The organism is Pantoea sp. PNA 03-3 (assembly GCF_003201175.1).
Classification (GTDB): domain Bacteria; phylum Pseudomonadota; class Gammaproteobacteria; order Enterobacterales; family Enterobacteriaceae; genus Pantoea; species Pantoea stewartii.
Genome location: NZ_QICO01000011.1, coordinates 18,980 through 36,746, shown reverse-complemented (window position 1 = coordinate 36,746; position 17,767 = coordinate 18,980). Strand labels below are relative to the sequence as shown.

Here is a 17,767-nt window from a genome sequence, read left to right as displayed (position 1 = left end):
TTATCGCATCCTGTACACGCTTACACCTGTTCTGGTCAGCCTTGCCTCGTTATACTGGCCTCAACCTTATTTAAAAAAAGAGTAACGCTTATGATCCGCAGTATGACCGCCTATGCCCGCCGTGAAATTAAGGGCGACTGGGGCAGCGCCGCCTGGGAGTTGCGTTCTGTCAATCAACGTTATCTTGAAACCTATATTCGTCTGCCTGAACAGTTTCGCGGACTGGAACCGATGATCAGGGAGCGCATTCGCCAGCGACTGACGCGTGGAAAAATCGAATGTAATCTGCGCTTCGAGGCCGATCCTGGCGCGCAGGGCGAACTGATGCTCAATGAGTCACTGGCCAAACAACTGGTTCAGGCGGCTAACTGGGTCAAACTGCAGACCGATGAGGGCGTTATCAATCCGCTGGATATTCTGCGCTGGCCGGGCGTCATGGCAGCACCTGAACAGGATTTGGATGCAATTAATACTCAGCTGATTCAGGCGCTGGATGGCGCGCTGGATGATTTCATCGCCGCACGTGAAAGCGAAGGCAGCGCTCTGAAGGCACTGATCGAGCAGCGGCTGGAAGCGGTAACGCATGAGGTCAGCAAAGTCCGCGCTCAACTGCCCGATGTGATTAAGTGGCAGCGGGAGCGCCTGATCGCCAAACTGGAAGATGCTGAGGTGCAGCTTGAAAATAATCGCCTTGAGCAGGAATTGGTGATGATGGCACAACGTGTCGATGTCGCAGAAGAGCTGGATCGTCTGGATGCGCACGTTAAAGAGACCTATAACATTCTGAAGAAAAAAGAGGCGGTAGGCCGTCGTCTTGACTTTATGATGCAGGAGTTCAACCGCGAGTCAAACACACTGGCTTCAAAATCCATTAATGCAGAAATTACGAATTCAGCGATTGAGCTAAAAGTGTTGATTGAACAGATGCGAGAGCAGATTCAAAATATTGAGTAATCAGGCTATCTGTCGTCATTTGGCAACCTTACCAGAAAAAGTCCGCGTAGATGCGGACTTCTTTTATTTTTTCAGCCATTAAACAGGTGTATAACAATAATCGCTTGATTCGGTTAACGTTGTCAGTCTTTATTGAAATTAGCCCGTTTTATAAGGATGGAAAAATTTCCAGTCAGATGATGCCAGGCATTTTTTAACAAAACTACCGAGGCGTTGGTTTTTCTATAGCTGGTTTAAATATTTCACTTTGAAAAAAATAGCAGGCTATATATCTACCCGTTTTCCCCCTCTCCGTCACAGCCTGCTCAGGCAAAGAAAAGATCCAGTCCGTTAAAAAAATAACCGTGCCACTATTTCAGGCGATGCGTGGACGTCTTTCTCAAATCGCGGCGTGATCACAATTGTGAATAAAATAACAACAGAAAGGAAACAAATACATCTGTTCGACTAAAGTTTTAATAAGGATTGCCGTTATTTAAGTAACCCCCACCTGAGATCGCCATTATGAAAAAATCAGCCGTTTTACTCGCATTACTCATGCTATCACCCCTTTCATTTGCCACAAGTGGACAAATTAACTTCAGGGGCGCTATTGTCGAAAGTCCTTGCGACACGCTGATTGCGCCCAACCAGATACAGCAAAGCTGCACACGAGGAGGAAAGACCGTTATTAATAAGGTCAGTCTGAACAATGCCCAGCAACCCATGCCTTATAAACTTGGCACGGTGCAGGTCAGGCAAACTGGTAACGTTAAAATGATGACGGTCAGCTACAATTAACGCTGCTTTATCGTTATTTTAATGGGTACGGCTTATCGGCTAAACCCGCCTCTGGATAAGGTCAAATAACATGATTAGGACAGGATGCCTCTCATAAGGTGAGATGACTGGCGCAGAAGCGATTGTCATCTCCGTTATTTTACCTTTTACCAATGACAGCCAAATTCCTGTTCAATTTTTCAACTTTCGCCATAATGGAATGTAAGTTTTTCGAAAAGAGTACATTTTTTTATTGCAGAACCGTCCTGATTTTTATTGCTCTCTTTGCATCGCCTGTTAAAAGCATAAAAATACAATCTGTTGTTTTATAGATAATTTAAATAAAAAAAGCGCTATCTTTCTTCTGATTATGACGCTGTCAATCCCTCATTTTATTCCTCGCTGTAACTGACGCTCCCTGTGCTTTAAGGCACTTTTTGATAAAGTGTGGGTCGTAGTCAGTACAGCTGTACCGCTTGAGAACTTAAGGAATGGGTCTTTTTGCGCTACATCCATTACTTCCTTAAGGTTCATAATGAAAAACACCAGGCAGTTTAGTCGTTCCCTTTTACATCCCCGCTATTGGTTTACGTGGTTTGGTCTTGGCATTCTTTGGCTGTTGGTTCAACTCCCCTATCCTGTGCTGATGCGACTTGGCGCAGGTGCCGGCCGGCTTTCCCGCCATTTTCTTCAGCGCAGAGAGCGCATTACGCGCCGTAATATTGAACTCTGCTTTCCGGATATCAGTGACGAAGATAAAGAAATCATGATTGCGGGAAATTTTGCCTCTCTCGGCATGGCACTGATGGAAACGGGTATCGCCTGGTTCTGGCCAGACCATGCCGTTAAACGTCTGTTCAACGTCTCGGGCCTGTCAAACCTCTACTCAGCCCAGAATGAGCGTCGTGGCGTAATGCTCATCGGCATCCATTTCATGTCGCTGGAGCTGGGTGGTCGCATCAGCGGGTTGTGTCAGCCGATGATGGCAATGTACCGTCCCCATAATAACCACGCGATGGAGTACGTACAGACCAGAGGCCGTATGCGTTCGAATAAAGCGATGATAGACCGTCGCGATCTGAGAGGGATGGTGCAGGCGCTGAAACAAGGTGAATCTGTCTGGTTTGCGCCAGACCAGGATTACGGTCCCAAAGGCAGTACGTTTGCCCCCTTGTTTGCTGTAGAAAAAGCCGCGACGACCAACGGTACCTATGTGTTGTCCCGGTTGGCTAAGCCCGCTATGGTTCCAATTATGCTGATTCGTAATCCTGGCAATGATGGCTATAAGCTGATTATTGAACCGATTCTGGAAAATTACCCGCATGCGGATGAAGCCGCAGCCGCAGCTTATATGAATAAAGTGATTGAGAACCAAATCATGCGAGCGCCTGAGCAATACCTCTGGCTACATCGCCGCTTCAAAACGCGTCCGCCTGGCGAAGCCTCTCTTTACGTATAGACAGACATAAAGCAGGTTTCGGCCTGCTTTTTCGTGTGACAGACCTCTCTGTTAATTTGGAGGCTTCCTTCTGACGACCTGTTTTCACTATTACCGCGATAATCCTGCCTCCCTGCCACGGGCTCTGTTCGCCTTCTTAGCCCGAACTCAGATCCAGACTGAGCCATAAATCGTACGCATTACAAATATTTTCGCAATCAACATGCATTAGCAGTATATCGGGTCTGAATGCTTACCCTTCGGTTATTATTTGCCCTTGCTTAAGCATGCTGTATGGGAAAAATCCTGGAGAATGACGGGCGAACCCGTGTATGTACGGCTTATTTAACGTTTTTTTATTTTTTTCATGTATTGCTTCAGTTTCCAGACTTAACGAAAAAAGAAAAAAAGAGAACGCTGTGATAAGGCCTGTGCAAATAATGCTGTAAATGATGAATATTATTTCCTTAGTCAAATCACATATCAGATTTTCCTTATGATGTTAACTTTCATAAAACGCGCTATAAATCATCTGCACACAGCAAAGCTATTCAAAACATAACAGCATGACATTTCCGGCGAACATTATTTCCGCCGGAAAATTTAAGCAATTTAAAATGAACGGATAATAATAATGACAACAGGGGAAATTCATCACCAGGGGAACGTTTATTATTAGCAGTATGCTTTAACACACAGCTCATTATAAAGATAAAAATTTACTTTATTAAATTATAGTAATGCCAGCGCGGTCCTGATGAATACTCATCGGCGCAGCGCCCTACTACTCTGCCCGGCGAGAAAAAAATGACAACACGAAAAATAAATCTGGAAAACGTCAAGTGGCCTTTTCTTTCATCGGTCAAAATGCTGAGTATGGGTGTGTTACAACTTTCAGTATTGGGAAAAGTCCTGCAGGCCGATACCTATAATCTGCTGGCGGTCGTCATTACAGGCTTGATGGTTATTGACACACTGGCCGATCGTGGTTTTTCCAATACGTTGATTCGATATGCACCGCTGCCAGTAAAAACGCTGTCCGTGCTTTACTGGGGCAATATATTCATGGGCCTGGTCATTTTTTCTGCCCTTTTTACTTGCGGTCTTATGCTTGAACATATGTTTGGGCTACCCGAGGTGGCCAGGGTTGTTGAAATCGCATCGGTCATCTTTATTATTATTCCTCAGGGCCAGTCTTATCGCGCCCTGATGCAGCGTGAAAAGCAATTCTCTGATATCGCTTTTTGCGAGATCGCCTCTGTATTTGTCGGCCTGATCATTACACTATTGACCCTATGGCTGGCGCCTTCCGTTTTATGTGCTTTATGGGGCTATCTGGCAATGGCATCAGTGAGAATGCTGACGTATTGCTTTTATGGTCGTAAATGGTTTCGACCCGACTATGACTTCAACCTGAAAGCGTTCTTTCAGCTTCATATGAAGCACTGACAAACCGCTACTGGCTGGAAGCAGCCCGACGGTAAAAGCAGGAAAACGTGCTGTTAACCGGTACGTTTTCCTTAATAAAACCCACCACTTTTCATTTCAGACACCTTCTGTGTGCGTTGTTGTCCTCTTTATCCTTATTCTCACCTTACTTCCCCCCGCATTTTGCCCACGGACAGGTCCCCATGCTCTGCTTTGCGTGGTTTGCTTTCTCTGTCTGTCACCACATAATGTCGCCGACGGGCAAGGGTTCAACGTTGTAAACAGGCTGGCGTCATATCGGCGAAAAATTCGCATCACGACGTTTTTTAATTCGTCTCCGTGTAAAAACCGATACAGCCTTTTGATAATAAAGGCATTACTCTTGCCCGCATAATTTTTACTAATACTATAACTCTTAATAACAGAAAAACTCAGTCGCGCCGTTTTTGTCAGTGGCGTAGCCTTGCCGCCGTCTTCCTGGAGCCTGCTATGTTACTTACTGTTCTTTATATTATTGGGATCACCGCCGAGGCGATGACAGGTGCGCTTGCCGCAGGTCGCCGTAAAATGGATCTGTTCGGCGTCATTATCATTGCTTCCGTTACCGCGATAGGCGGAGGCTCCGTGCGCGATATATTGCTGGGGCACTATCCGCTTGGCTGGGTCAAACATCCTGAGTACATCATAATCGTGGCCGCTGCTGCTGTAGTAACGACTTTTTTGGCACCGCTAATGACGCACCTGCGCAAGGTGTTTCTGGTATTGGATGCGCTGGGCCTGGTGGTATTTTCGATTATTGGCGCGCAGGTGGCACTGGACTCAGGCCACGCCATGATCATCGCCGCAATCAGCGCAGTGATCACAGGCGTCTTTGGCGGCGTTTTACGCGATATGTTTTGTAACCGCATCCCACTGGTATTCCAAAAAGAGCTGTATGCCGGCATCGCTTTTGCAGCAGGCTGGATGTATATCCTGCTCCTGAAAACGCCGCTGCCGCATGAAGCAGTGGTGATTATCACCTTACTCTTCGGCTTCTTTGCGCGTCTGCTGGCGCTGAGATTCCGTCTCGGGCTGCCCATCTTCAATTACCCTCATCCTGAGCATTGATGAAGAAGGAATGCCCTGCTGCTGCAAAAAGTGGATTAACGCTCTGAGCCCGGCATCCTGAAACTGCGACGTAATCTGCTCTGCCCGGCGTGCGCCAACGCCCGGCAGAGATTGCCAGGCCTGTTTATCACGGGCAAGAATGCTTTCCCAGTCGCCGTCGGCCAATGACAGTAGCGCCTTTTGTGGCAACGCCACACCTAACGCGCTAACCCAGCGGCGCAAAGGCTGTTGACGGGTCAAACTGAATTGATGCCAGATTTGCTGCGCTCTTTCGGGTGAAATACTCGCTGCTGTCGCGATCTGTTCGGGGGTTAAGGCCAGCCACGCAAACAGATGCGTAATCAAACCCGTTTCCAGTAACCGTTGCCAGGTGCTGCGTTGCACACCCGCAATATTCAGCACCGATTTTTGACTCAACCAACTCAGGCGCGCCAGTAACTGACGATGGCACTGCGGTGCCAAAATATAACAACTCAGCGACGTGAAACGATCCGTCTGAGGCGGCTCAGGATAGTCACGTTGCGCAACGCGCCAGATAACGCGATCCAGACGTGGAATGCCTTGTCCGGCAAGGCTGACCGTCACCTGGTCGCCCGCAATAATGTCCCGCTCTCGCCAGCGTTTTAGTGAGCCGATGCTGACTCGCCGGACGATTTTGTCATCCAGTTGAACGGGTTGCAGGTTGAGTACGACCGCGATTTTTCCCGTTCGCCCGATTGAGAAATCAACGGAACGGACCTCAGTGCTGACCTCAGGAGGCGGGTATTTCCAGGCGACAGCCCACTCGCCTTCACCGGGCCGCCAGTATTTGCCTGCAGGCCGGGCCGTCTGATGCACAACAATGCCATCGGTTACAAAAGGCAGTGGCGCGTGAAACCAGCGCTCGCGCCATTCAGCCGCGTCCTCTTCATCCTGAACAGGCTGACTCCATTGACGGGCAAGGCTAAACCCCCAATCCGATAAACGCGTCAGTCTTTCCCGCATGGCATCTGGTCCGTCAGGCCATCCCCAGATAAAAATGCCCAGTTGTGTCAAAAGCGTTGTGGCGTCATTACGCAACATTGCGCCTGCGACCAGAGCCCTGGCATTCTTCCCGCCGTCAACCGCCTGGTGATGACCGGTCATCTGCAAAAAGAGTTCGCCCTGTAAAACCACGCTCTCTTCATCGCTGTCAATCTCCAGCGGAATAGCAGGGATCAGCCTGGCTTTTTCGACCCACTCCTCACCGTGTAAGCCGTCGCCACGACTGATGAATGACACCAGTTTCCCGTGCCGATAGACCAGCGAAACGGCCACGCCATCGACTTTGGGCTGCACCCAGAGATCCCGGCGTGGCTGCATCCAATAGCCTAAAGCACGCTTATCCCAAACCTTTTTGACACCAGTATGCGCAACGGGATGCCAGCGCGTGCCATCGTTGGGCAATACCGGTACATCCTCTTTCTCACCCGTCCTGAAGCAGCGTTGCCAGTGATTGAGCCGCGTCTGCAGGCTATCGTAGTCGGCATCGGCCACGGGTGAATGGCCTTGCTGATAATACGCCGCGTCCCACTGCCGGAGCTGTTGTTGTAAATGGTCAATCTCCTTTGCCGCTCGACCCGGCGTCCAGGTCGGGCACAGCGCCCCAAACGCGGAAAATGTGCTGGCTGTTATGAGCAGCCCGGCGGCTAAGCATCCTTTCATCCCTGACCTCCTGATGTTTAGGATATTCAACCGCCAAAACAGCCGGTTCAGCCAGCCCCGCTTCCCGGTTCTGGAACGCCTCCTGGAAATTGAATACGTCTTTACAGCCTGCGAAACAGTGGTTGCGGCGCACCCCGCATAAACTTTTCGTGATGAGGGCGGTGCAAACGCTGCGTGGCGCGGGGAAGCCGTGTATACTGTGCAGGAAATCGACTCCGCAATTAATCAATTCAAGAACATCATGGCCCAAGGTACGCTCTATATTGTTTCTGCTCCTAGCGGCGCAGGAAAATCCAGCCTTATTCAGGCACTGTTAAAAACGCAGCCGCTGTACGATACGCAAGTGTCTGTTTCGCACACCACTCGCGGCATGCGCCCCGGTGAAGCGCACGGTGAGCATTACTTCTTTGTGCAAAAGCATGAGTTTGAAAAAATGATTGCGGAAGATGCTTTCCTTGAACACGCGAAAGTTTTCGATAACTACTACGGCACGTCGCGCAAGGCGATCGAACAGGTGCTGGCAACCGGCGTCGATGTTTTCCTTGATATTGACTGGCAGGGCGCACAGCAAATTCGCGCTAAAATGCCCGACGCGCGCAGTATATTTGTCTTGCCTCCTTCTAAAGAAGAGCTGGATCGTCGCCTGCGCGGCCGCGGTCAGGACAGCGAAGAGGTGATTGCCCGTCGTATGGCACAAGCCGTGGCCGAAATGAGCCACTATGGCGAATACGATTATTTAATTGTGAATGATGATTTTGATCTGGCCTTATCCGATCTGAAGACCATTATTCGTGCAGAACGTCTGCGCATGGCCCGCCAGAAAGCGCGCCATGATGCTTTAATCAGCAAACTGTTGGCAGTCTGAACCCAGTTTCAGTATGATGCCGAGTCATTTCTTCATCTGTGGAGTAGCACACCTATGGCACGCGTAACCGTTCAGGACGCAGTAGAAAAAGTTGGTAATCGTTTTGACCTGGTGTTGGTCGCTGCACGTCGTGCACGTCAGATGCAGGTAGGCGGCAAAGATCCGCTGGTTCCGGAAGAGAACGATAAACCGACCGTTATCGCATTGCGCGAAATCGAAGAAGGTCTGGTCACCAATCAGATTTTAGATGTGCGTGATCGTCAGGAGCAGCAAGAGCAGGAAGCCGCTGAGTTACAGGCCGTTACCGCTATCGCTGAAGGTCGTCGTTAACCGCGAACTGCAGGTCAACCTTGTATCTGTTTGAAAGTCTCAATCAACTGATTGAACAATACTTGCCTGAGGACCAGATCAAGCGCCTCAAGCAAGCCTATCTCGTATCACGTGATGCCCACGAGGGACAGACACGCTCCAGCGGTGAGCCTTACATTACCCATCCTGTTGCGGTGGCGTGCATTCTGGCGGAAATGAAGCTCGACCATGAAACCCTCATGGCCGCGCTTTTGCACGACGTTATTGAAGATACGCCAGCGACCTATCAGGACATGGAACAACTGTTTGGCAAAAGCGTAGCTGAACTGGTTGAAGGCGTTTCGAAGCTGGATAAGCTGAAGTTCCGTGATAAGAAAGAGGCGCAGGCAGAAAACTTCCGCAAGATGATTATGGCGATGGTGCAGGACATCCGCGTTATTCTCATCAAGCTGGCTGACCGCACCCACAACATGCGTACGCTCGGGTCCTTACGCCCTGATAAACGTCGTCGCATCGCGCTGGAAACGCTGGAAATATACAGCCCACTGGCGCACCGCCTGGGTATTCATCACCTTAAAACGGAACTGGAAGAGCTGGGTTTTGAAGCGCTCTATCCGAACCGTTTTCGGGTAATTAAAGAGGTCGTGAAAGCGGCCCGCGGCAACCGTAAAGAGATGATTCAAAAAATTCTCTCTGAAATCGACGGTCGTTTGCAGGAAGCCGGTATTCCCTGCCGGGTAAGTGGTCGCGAAAAGCACCTTTACTCGATTTACCGAAAAATGACGCTGAAAGAGCAGCGTTTTCACTCGATCATGGATATCTATGCCTTTCGCGTCATCGTGAAAGATCTGGATACCTGTTATCGCGTACTGGGCCAGATGCACAGCTTATATAAGCCGCGTCCGGGCCGGGTCAAAGATTACATTGCTATCCCCAAGGCTAATGGCTATCAATCGCTGCATACCTCTATGATCGGGCCGCATGGCGTGCCGGTTGAGGTGCAAATCCGTACCGAAGATATGGATCAGATGGCCGAAATGGGGGTGGCGGCACACTGGGCCTATAAACAGGCCGGTGAAAGCGGCACAACCGCGCAGGTGCGTGCGCAACGCTGGCTGCAAAGCCTGCTGGAGCTGCAACAAAGTGCCGGTAGCTCATTTGAATTCATCGAAAGCGTCAAATCCGATCTCTTCCCGGATGAAATCTATGTCTTTACACCGGAAGGCCGCATCGTCGAGCTGCCTACCGGGGCAACGCCTGTCGATTTTGCCTACGCGGTCCATACCGATATCGGTCATGCCTGCGTTGGCGCGCGCGTTGATCGCCAGCCTTATCCGCTGTCACAGCCGCTTACCAGCGGCCAGACCATCGAGATCATCACAGCGCCTGGTGCGCGTCCTAACGCGGCCTGGCTTAACTTTGTCGTCAGTTCCAAAGCCCGCGCGAAGATTCGTCAGTTGCTGAAAAACCTGAAGCGCGAAGACTCGGTAAATCTGGGGCGTCGCCTGCTCAGCCATGCGTTGGGTGGCAGTCGTAAACTGGCGGAGGTGCCAGCCGAAAACATCAAGCAGGAGCTTGATCGGATGAAGCTGACCTCACTGGACGATCTGTTAGCCGAAATCGGCCTGGGTAATGCCATGAGCGTGGTCGTCGCCAAGAACCTGTTGCAGACCGACACCAGCGCGCTCAACAACAACAAAAAACAAGGCAAGCTGCCGATTAAAGGGGCAGACGGCGTCCTCATTACTTTTGCAAAATGCTGCCGCCCCATTCCAGGCGATCCTATCGTTGCCCACGTCAGCCCGGGCAAGGGCCTGGTCGTTCACCATGAGTCCTGTCGCAATATTCGTGGCTACCAAAAAGAGCCCGAAAAATTCATGCCTGTGGAGTGGGATAAAGTTACAGAGCAGGAGTTTGTCGCAGAGATAAAGGTGGATATGTTTAACCACCAGGGCGCACTGGCCAACCTGACGGCCGCCATCAATACGGCGGGCTCCAATATTCAGAGCCTGAATACGGAAGAACGCGATGGCCGTGTTTACAGTGCTTTTATTCGTCTGACCGCACGTGATCGCGTCCACCTGGCCAATATCATGCGTAAAATCCGTGTGATGCCGGATGTGATTAAAGTTCACCGCAACCGTAACTAGTGCATGAATCCTCAACGTTTTGCCCGAATTCAGGAAATGCTGGCCTTGCGCCAGCACGACCTTACCGTCTGCATGGAGCAGGTACATAAGCCGCACAATGTTTCTGCTGTCATTCGCACCGCGGATGCTGTCGGTATCCATGAAGTCCATGCCGTATGGCCAGGCCAACGCATGCGAACGCAGGCCTCAGCCTCGGCTGGCAGCAACAGTTGGGTAAACGTAGTAACGCACCGCTCAATCAGCGACGCGATTAGCCACCTCAAAACGCAAGACATGCAGATACTGGCGACGAACCTGTCGGCGGATGCTGTGGATTTTCGTGAGATTGACTACACCAAACCTACCTGCATTTTGATGGGTCAGGAAAAAACGGGCATTACCGATGAAGCCCTGGCGATGGCCGACCACCATATCATTATCCCGATGGTGGGTATGGTCCAGTCGCTTAACGTTTCCGTTGCCTCTGCCCTGATTCTGTATGAAGCCCAGCGCCAGCGGCAGAATGCTGGCATGTACCGTCGTCAGTCCAGCCTCCTGGCAGAGAAAGAGCAACAGCGTCTGCTGTTTGAGGGCGGCTATCCCGTTCTGGCGCGCGTGGCAAAACATAAGCGGATGCCTTATCCCCATATTAACGCGCAGGGTGACATTGAAGCCGATGAGAGTTGGTGGGCCGCCATGCAGTCAACGGGCAGACGTCAGAAATGAAAGGCCGTCTGCTGGATGCCATCCCGCTCAGTACCCTGACCGGCGTCGGCGCCAGTCAGGCAGCAAAGCTGGCTAAAATCGGCCTGCACACCATTCAGGATTTACTGCTTCACCTTCCTCTGCGTTATGAAGATCGTACGCAGTTATATGCCATTAACGACCTGTTGCCTGGCATTTGGGCGACAGTGGAAGGCGAAGTCCTGCATACCGATATCACTTTTGGCCGTCGGCGCATGATGGTCTGTCAGATCGGGGATGGCAGTGGCGTTTTAACGCTGCGCTTTTTCAACTTCAATGCCGGCATGAAAAACAGCCTCGCACCGGGCCGACGCGTCACCGCTTACGGCGAAATCAAACGCGGTCAGCGCGGCGCAGAAATCATCCATCCGGAATACCGCGTACAGGGCGAGCACAGCCATGTCACGCTGGAAGAAACGCTGACACCCGTCTATTCCACGACCGAGGGCATTCGTCAGGCGACCCTGCGCAGCCTGACCGATCAGGCTTTAACCCTGCTGGATAGCTGTGCCATCACAGAACTTTTGCCGCAGGCGTTAAGCGGCGGGCTGTTAAGCCTGCCTGAAGCCCTTCGCACGCTGCACCGCCCGCCGCCGGACCTCAAACTCAGCGAGCTCGAGAGTGGGCAGCATCCCGCACAGCGCAGGCTGATTCTGGAAGAACTGCTGGCGCATAACCTCAGTATGCTGGCCGTCAGGGCCGGCGCACAGCGCCATTACGCCCTGCCGATGCCTGCCCGGCATACATTGAGTGACCGGTTACTGGCCGCCCTGCCGTTTTCCCCCACGGCAGCCCAAAAACGCGTTGTCGCAGAGATCGAAAAAGACTTAGCGAATGACTTCCCCATGCTGCGCCTGGTACAGGGAGACGTCGGTTCAGGTAAAACCCTGGTTGCCGCGCTCGCCGCGCTGAACGTTATCGCCCACGGTAAGCAGGTGGCCCTGATGGCACCTACAGAGTTACTGGCTGAGCAACACGCCAATAATTTTCGCCAGTGGCTGGCACCGCTTGGCCTTGAGGTCGGCTGGCTGGCGGGCAAACAAAAGGGCAAAGCGCGACAGGCCCAGCAAGAGGCGATTGCCAGCGGGCAGGTTGCGATGGTGGTCGGCACGCATGCCCTGTTCCAGGAGCAGGTGAAGTTTAACGGGCTGGCGCTGGTCATCATTGATGAGCAACACCGCTTTGGCGTACATCAGCGACTGGCGTTATGGGAAAAAGGAGAAGAGCAGGGTTTTCATCCCCACCAGCTCATCATGACAGCGACGCCGATCCCGCGCACGCTGGCCATGACCGCCTACGCCGATCTTGATACCTCAACCATTGATGAGCTGCCGCCAGGCAGAACACCGGTGACCACCGTAGCGATCCCTGACAGTCGTCGTAATGAGATCATTGAGCGTGTGCAAAAGGCCTGTCACGAGGGCCGTCAGGCTTACTGGGTCTGTACGTTAATTGAAGAGTCAGACCTGCTGGAAGCTCAGGCTGCGGAAGCCACATGGGAAGAACTCAAAGTGGCGCTGCCTGATTTGCAGGTCGGGCTGGTTCATGGCCGTATGAAGCCAGCGGAGAAGCTGGCGGTCATGCAGGCTTTCAAAGCCAACGAAATCCAGCTGTTAGTTGCTACAACCGTCATCGAAGTCGGTGTGGACGTGCCGAACGCCAGCCTGATGATTATTGAAAATCCGGAACGACTTGGCCTGGCGCAACTGCACCAGCTACGTGGTCGCGTAGGACGCGGCGCGGTCGCCTCTCATTGTGTTCTGCTGTACAAAGCGCCGCTGAGCAAGACGGCCCAGAAGCGTTTGCAGGTGTTGCGTGACAGCAATGACGGTTTCGTGATTGCTCAGCATGATTTAGAGATTCGCGGTCCGGGGGAGCTACTGGGAACGCGCCAGACCGGTAATGCGGAGTTTAAAGTTGCCGATCTGCTGCGCGATCAGGCCATGATCCCTGAAGTCCAGCGCGTCGCTCGTCATATTCACGAACATTATCCTGAGCAGGCGCAGGCGCTGATTGAGCGTTGGCTGCCCGAAACCGGCCGCTACAGCAACGCCTGACCTTTTTTTGCAACCGTGAGCAAACGTTTGCTTTTGATCCGGGGACGATTACAATCGCCTCACTTTTTTTGGGAACCATGACGATGTCGACCACACAGCAACCAGCCCCCACCACCGCCAGTAAAAGTGAACTGATCTATCGCCTGGAAGATCGTCCACCGCTAACACAAACCTTGTTTGCAGCCGGACAACATCTTCTGGCGATGTTTGTTGCGGTGATCACGCCCGCGCTGCTCATCTGCCAGGCGCTCGGTTTACCGGCGCAGGATACACAGCACATTATCAGCATGTCCCTGTTCGCGTCCGGTGTGGCATCGGTACTGCAAATCAAAACCTGGGGACCGATCGGTTCAGGGTTACTCTCCATTCAGGGCACCAGCTTTAACTTTGTCACACCGCTGATTATGGGGGGAATGGCGCTGAAAAATGGCGGCGCGGACGTACCCACAATGATGGCGGCGCTGTTTGGTACATTGATGGTAGCCTCCTGTACGGAAATGGTGCTGTCGCGCGTGCTGCATCTGGCACGCCGCATCATCACGCCGTTAGTCTCAGGTATTGTAGTGATGATTATCGGCTTATCCCTGATTCAGGTCGGCCTTACCTCTATCGGCGGCGGGTTTGCTGCGATGAACGATCACAGCTTCGGCGCGCCGAAAAATCTGCTGTTAGCCGGTGCCGTGCTGGTGGTGATTATCCTGCTGAATCGCCAGAAAAACCCCTATCTGCGCGTTGCGTCGCTGGTGATTGCGATGGCGGTGGGCTACCTGCTGGCCTGGGCAATGGGCATGCTACCCACCATCAGCACGCCTGCCGGACAGCCGATCGTGGCGTTCCCCACTCCGCTCTATTACGGCCTGGGATTTGACTGGAATCTGCTGATCCCGCTGATGCTGGTCTTTATGGTGACCTCGCTGGAAACCATTGGGGACATCACCGCCACTTCGGATGTCTCTGAACAGCCGGTCAGCGGCCCGTTATACATGAAGCGCCTGAAAGGCGGTGTGCTGGCAAACGGCCTGAACTCTTTTGTATCTGCCCTGTTTAATACCTTTCCTAACTCCTGCTTTGGCCAGAATAATGGCGTGATTCAGCTGACAGGCGTTGCCAGCCGCTACGTGGGATTTGTTGTCGCGCTGATGCTGATCCTGCTGGGACTGTTCCCGGCAGTGAGCGGACTGGTACAGCACATTCCTGAGCCCGTGCTGGGCGGCGCTACGATTGTGATGTTTGGCACAATCGCCGCATCCGGTGTCCGTATCGTTTCCCGGGAGCAGCTGAATCGCCGGGCTATCATGATTATCGCGCTGTCGCTGGCAGCAGGACTCGGTGTTTCCCAGCAGCCCCTGATTCTGCAATTTGCACCCGACTGGCTGAAAACGTTACTCTCTTCCGGTATCGCTGCGGGTGGGATTACCGCGATTGTGCTGAATCTTATCTTCCCACCCGAAAAGTAACGTTCAAGGCAGGCGGCAACCCGCCTGCTATTTCGGCTGATTTACATCCAGGCGGTTGAGCTATAACGATAATTCAGGCATAACAACCTTTCAGCGGACTGAACCCGGGAAGGATACGATGAAATTTATAGGAAAGTTTTTCCTCACCTTATTGTTACTGCTGCTGTTTGCGCTGATCGTCGTCTATGTTCTGCTGCAAACTCAGTGGGGCGCGGGCTGGTTTAGCCGTTGGGTGAGTGATAAAACAGAATGGCATCTGTCGCTGAGCAAAATTGAGCACAATTTTTCTTCACCTACGCACATTATTCTGGATGACTTCAGCTTTGGTCATGACGGCCAGCCTGCCGTACTGGTGGCCAAACGCGTCGACCTTGGCATCGCCCTGTTACAGTTCAGCGATCCGTTTCATTTTGCCAGCATAGAATTACGCGACGGCGAGGTAAACCTTGCTAACCTGGCGAACAAAAGCGCACTGCCCATGCAGGCAAACCGCCTGCAGTTAAACAACATGCGCATCGACAGCCCTGCCTCAGCGCTACCGCTGGCGGCACAGCAGGTGAATGGCGGCATTGTGCCCTGGCATCCGCAGGCCGGTGATTTGCTGGGTCGTGATGCGCAGTTCCAGATGAGCGCGGCCAGGATGACGCTCAACAGCGTTGACGGTGAAAACGTGCTGATTCAGGGTAATGTGTCCCAGGGCCGCATGGTATTTAGCAACATTGGGGCGGACTTAGCACGCGGTTCAATGACCGGTAACGGTGAGCGCGACGCGCAGGGTAACTGGAAGATTAATCAACTGCGTCTGAACGATATCCGTCTACAAACGGCGCATACGCTTGTCGATTTCCTGAAACCGTTTGAAGAAGTACCCTCAGTTACGCTCAACCGGGTTGATATTACCGATGCCCGGCTCCAGGGCCCTGACTGGGCGGTGACCGATCTCGATCTGACGCTGAAAAATCTGAGCTGGAAGGGCCGGGACTGGCAGAGCCAGGACGGATCGCTGGCCATGAATGCCGGTAACTTTATTAACGGGCGCTTCGAACTTAACGATCCCATCATTAACATGGATTTCTCGCCTCAGGGGATTGCCCTGACGCAGTTCAGCTCGCGCTGGGCCAATGGCGTTATCCGGGCTGACGGCAACTGGTCACGTCAGGATAAACGGTTAACGCTGAATAATCTGGCGGTGGCCGGGCTGGAATATACCTTGCCTCAGAACTGGCGGGCGTTATGGCAGGATGCCCTGCCTGACTGGCTGGATGCCGTAACCGTGACGCGCTTTACCTCGAACCGCAATTTACTGATCGATATTAATCCGGCCTTCCCTTTCCAGCTCACTTCACTGGATGGCAGCGGCGAAAATCTGCAGCTGGCCCGTCAGCATCAATGGGGAATCTGGTCAGGTAAGCTGAGTCTGAACGCGGCGGAGTCGACCTTCAATCGTACGGATTTACGTCATCCTTCTGTCGCACTGGAGGCTGACGAACAACAAATTAAGGTAACAGAGCTCAGTGCGTTTAGTGGTAAAGGGTTGCTGGAAGGCACGGCGACCATAGGGCAGCAGGCTGATCGACCTGTCAACCTGAACCTGACGGGACGCGGCGTGCCCGTTAATGTTCTGCAAAACTGGGGCTGGCCGGCGCTTCCCTTGCAGGGCGACAGCAATTTGCAGCTGCGCCTGAACGCCTCACTGAAAGCGAATCAGCCGCTGGCCCCGTCGGTTAACGCGACACTGTCCGTAACCACAGACAGCCAGCAGCTACAGCAGAGCATGCAGGCCGGACAGGTCCGCTAACGCACACAGGGCCGCAATAGCGGCCCTGTGATTTAATTGATACGCGCGCCGGAGCCGCCCTCTTCCAGTGGTCCGTCGGGATCCACCGGCAACACGATGTAAACCGCTTCAAATACCGCGCCACACTCATCATCGCCAAACAGCTGCACTTCAAGCTGAACACGGGCTTTGCGTCCGCGCGCCAGGCGATCAAGATCGCCACTCAGTGAGCCAAGATCGGCAATAGCACCGGGTTTACCGGTAATCGGACGACTGTAGCGTATGTGCGCGTCGGCCAGAATAATGGTGCCGCCCAGATGGCGCTCCCGCAGTAACAGCCAGATCAGCCCCCAGCCGGTGAGCGTAGCCAGTGAAAACAGGCTTCCGGCAAACAACGTATGGTGCGGATTTTGGTTGCCGGTTTCCGGCATGGTGGTAATAAACTTCTGCCCGGTATATTGCAGGATGCGCACGCCCATTTTTTCACTCAGAGGAATGTGCTCATACCAGGCCTGTTGTAACTGCCCGCACCAGTCCGCACGGTGCAGAATATCGTCCAGTGTGACGACCGGCTTGATCATCAGAAAGTGGCGCACCGGCGTCGTCTGCGGTGCGGTAATCTCGCCCTGATTCAGGTAGCCAAGTTTAGCGAAGAACGCCACCGCATCTTCTCGTGCGCTACAGGTCACGCGCTTCACACCTTCCTGACGCGCAACGGACTCCAGCGTCATCGCCACCAGCGTGCCGAGGCCTTTGCCCTGTACGGTGGGATGAACGGCCAAAAAACGGATAGCCGCTTCGTTATCAGCATTGATATAGAGCCGTCCTACCGCAACCGGCTTGCCCTGTTCATCCACCACCATTTGATGATGCGCTAATGCATCCCAGGCATCGCGTTCAGAACCCTGAGGCTGATGCAGCGGCTTTCGTAACATTTCCCAGCGGAACTGATAATACATATCCAGCTCTTCCGCCGTTTGTGGCACACGAAGATGATACATAAAATGGTTCTCTCGTTCTGATGCGGGATTGCCGAGGCTAAGCCGTGCGAAATGGGGCG

General features: G+C 52.7%; 14 protein-coding genes. 12 read left to right on the top strand and 2 right to left on the bottom strand.

Annotated elements, in window-relative coordinates:
- The first annotated feature begins 90 nt into the window (after nt 1–90).
- From C7433_RS21145 to C7433_RS21125, 5 genes are all read left to right on the top strand, one after another.
- Nucleotides 91–954 (top strand): YicC/YloC family endoribonuclease, encoded by an 864-nt coding sequence (locus tag C7433_RS21145; RefSeq protein WP_033738048.1) that lies wholly within the window; start codon nt 91–93, stop codon nt 952–954.
- A 504-nt stretch (nt 955–1,458) separates the two neighbouring features.
- Complete coding sequence (locus C7433_RS21140) at nt 1,459–1,734, top strand: hypothetical protein (protein ID WP_033738047.1); 276 nt, start codon at nt 1,459–1,461, stop codon at nt 1,732–1,734.
- Nucleotides 1,735–2,248: 514 nt separating this feature from the next.
- Nucleotides 2,249–3,172, top strand: coding sequence for a kdo(2)-lipid IV(A) palmitoleoyltransferase (gene lpxP, locus C7433_RS21135; RefSeq protein ID WP_033738046.1), 924 nt, complete (start codon nt 2,249–2,251; stop codon nt 3,170–3,172).
- Nucleotides 3,173–3,958: 786 nt separating this feature from the next.
- A complete protein-coding gene (locus C7433_RS21130) occupies nt 3,959–4,600 on the top strand; it encodes an oligosaccharide flippase family protein (protein ID WP_033738045.1) in 642 nt (213 codons plus the stop codon).
- Between the two features lie 468 nt (nt 4,601–5,068).
- Nucleotides 5,069–5,686, top strand: a complete 618-nt coding sequence (locus tag C7433_RS21125; protein WP_110268845.1) for a trimeric intracellular cation channel family protein — start codon at nt 5,069–5,071, stop codon at nt 5,684–5,686.
- On the opposite strand, the gene ligB is transcribed toward C7433_RS21125, so the two are convergent.
- Nucleotides 5,600–7,369, bottom strand: coding sequence for an NAD-dependent DNA ligase LigB (gene ligB, locus C7433_RS21120; RefSeq protein ID WP_110268844.1), 1,770 nt, complete (start codon nt 7,367–7,369; stop codon nt 5,600–5,602). The genes C7433_RS21125 and ligB overlap by 87 nt on opposite strands.
- A 241-nt stretch (nt 7,370–7,610) precedes the next feature.
- Here ligB and gmk point away from each other — a divergent pair, with 241 nt between their 5' ends.
- The 7 genes from gmk to C7433_RS21085 all read left to right on the top strand — a co-directional run bounded on the left by gmk (nt 7,611) and on the right by C7433_RS21085 (nt 16,728).
- Nucleotides 7,611–8,234, top strand: coding sequence for a guanylate kinase (gmk, locus tag C7433_RS21115; protein ID WP_006121348.1), 624 nt, complete (start codon nt 7,611–7,613; stop codon nt 8,232–8,234).
- A 54-nt stretch (nt 8,235–8,288) separates the two neighbouring features.
- Entirely contained in the window at nt 8,289–8,564 is a 276-nt protein-coding gene (gene rpoZ / locus C7433_RS21110) for a DNA-directed RNA polymerase subunit omega (RefSeq protein WP_003851346.1), read from the top strand.
- 20 nt (nt 8,565–8,584) lie between these two features.
- Nucleotides 8,585–10,693: a bifunctional GTP diphosphokinase/guanosine-3',5'-bis pyrophosphate 3'-pyrophosphohydrolase gene (gene spoT, locus C7433_RS21105; RefSeq protein ID WP_054632862.1), complete on the top strand. Its 2,109-nt coding sequence runs from the start codon at nt 8,585–8,587 to the stop codon at nt 10,691–10,693.
- Nucleotides 10,694–10,696: 3 nt separating this feature from the next.
- Nucleotides 10,697–11,398, top strand: a complete 702-nt coding sequence (gene trmH, locus C7433_RS21100) for a tRNA (guanosine(18)-2'-O)-methyltransferase TrmH (RefSeq protein ID WP_110268843.1) — start codon at nt 10,697–10,699, stop codon at nt 11,396–11,398.
- Nucleotides 11,395–13,473, top strand: a complete 2,079-nt coding sequence (recG, locus tag C7433_RS21095; protein ID WP_033738042.1) for an ATP-dependent DNA helicase RecG — start codon at nt 11,395–11,397, stop codon at nt 13,471–13,473. The genes trmH and recG overlap by 4 nt, the downstream gene beginning before the upstream one ends.
- A gap of 83 nt (nt 13,474–13,556) precedes the next feature.
- Nucleotides 13,557–14,930, top strand: a complete 1,374-nt coding sequence (locus tag C7433_RS21090; protein WP_369974392.1) for an NCS2 family protein — start codon at nt 13,557–13,559, stop codon at nt 14,928–14,930.
- Nucleotides 14,931–15,048: 118 nt separating this feature from the next.
- A complete protein-coding gene (locus C7433_RS21085; RefSeq protein WP_039342418.1) occupies nt 15,049–16,728 on the top strand; it encodes an AsmA family protein in 1,680 nt (559 codons plus the stop codon).
- 32 nt (nt 16,729–16,760) lie between these two features.
- On the opposite strand, the gene fabY is transcribed toward C7433_RS21085, so the two are convergent.
- Nucleotides 16,761–17,708, bottom strand: a complete 948-nt coding sequence (gene fabY / locus C7433_RS21080; RefSeq protein ID WP_033738037.1) for a fatty acid biosynthesis protein FabY — start codon at nt 17,706–17,708, stop codon at nt 16,761–16,763.
- Nucleotides 17,709–17,767 lie beyond the last annotated feature (59 nt).

Excerpts from the sequence above, each read along its gene's own strand:
- C7433_RS21145 (WP_033738048.1), top strand. The coding sequence starts at position 91 with ATGATCCGCAGTATGACCGCCTATGCCCGCCGTGAAATTAAGGGCGAC.
- C7433_RS21140 (WP_033738047.1), top strand. The coding sequence starts at position 1,459 with ATGAAAAAATCAGCCGTTTTACTCGCATTACTCATGCTATCACCCCTT.
- lpxP (WP_033738046.1), top strand. The coding sequence starts at position 2,249 with ATGAAAAACACCAGGCAGTTTAGTCGTTCCCTTTTACATCCCCGCTAT.
- C7433_RS21130 (WP_033738045.1), top strand. The coding sequence starts at position 3,959 with ATGACAACACGAAAAATAAATCTGGAAAACGTCAAGTGGCCTTTTCTT.
- C7433_RS21125 (WP_110268845.1), top strand. The coding sequence starts at position 5,069 with ATGTTACTTACTGTTCTTTATATTATTGGGATCACCGCCGAGGCGATG.
- ligB (WP_110268844.1), bottom strand. The coding sequence starts at position 7,369 with ATGAAAGGATGCTTAGCCGCCGGGCTGCTCATAACAGCCAGCACATTT.
- gmk (WP_006121348.1), top strand. The coding sequence starts at position 7,611 with ATGGCCCAAGGTACGCTCTATATTGTTTCTGCTCCTAGCGGCGCAGGA.
- rpoZ (WP_003851346.1), top strand. The coding sequence starts at position 8,289 with ATGGCACGCGTAACCGTTCAGGACGCAGTAGAAAAAGTTGGTAATCGT.
- trmH (WP_110268843.1), top strand. The coding sequence starts at position 10,697 with ATGAATCCTCAACGTTTTGCCCGAATTCAGGAAATGCTGGCCTTGCGC.
- recG (WP_033738042.1), top strand. The coding sequence starts at position 11,395 with ATGAAAGGCCGTCTGCTGGATGCCATCCCGCTCAGTACCCTGACCGGC.
- C7433_RS21090 (WP_369974392.1), top strand. The coding sequence starts at position 13,557 with ATGTCGACCACACAGCAACCAGCCCCCACCACCGCCAGTAAAAGTGAA.
- C7433_RS21085 (WP_039342418.1), top strand. The coding sequence starts at position 15,049 with ATGAAATTTATAGGAAAGTTTTTCCTCACCTTATTGTTACTGCTGCTG.
- fabY (WP_033738037.1), bottom strand. The coding sequence starts at position 17,708 with ATGTATCATCTTCGTGTGCCACAAACGGCGGAAGAGCTGGATATGTAT.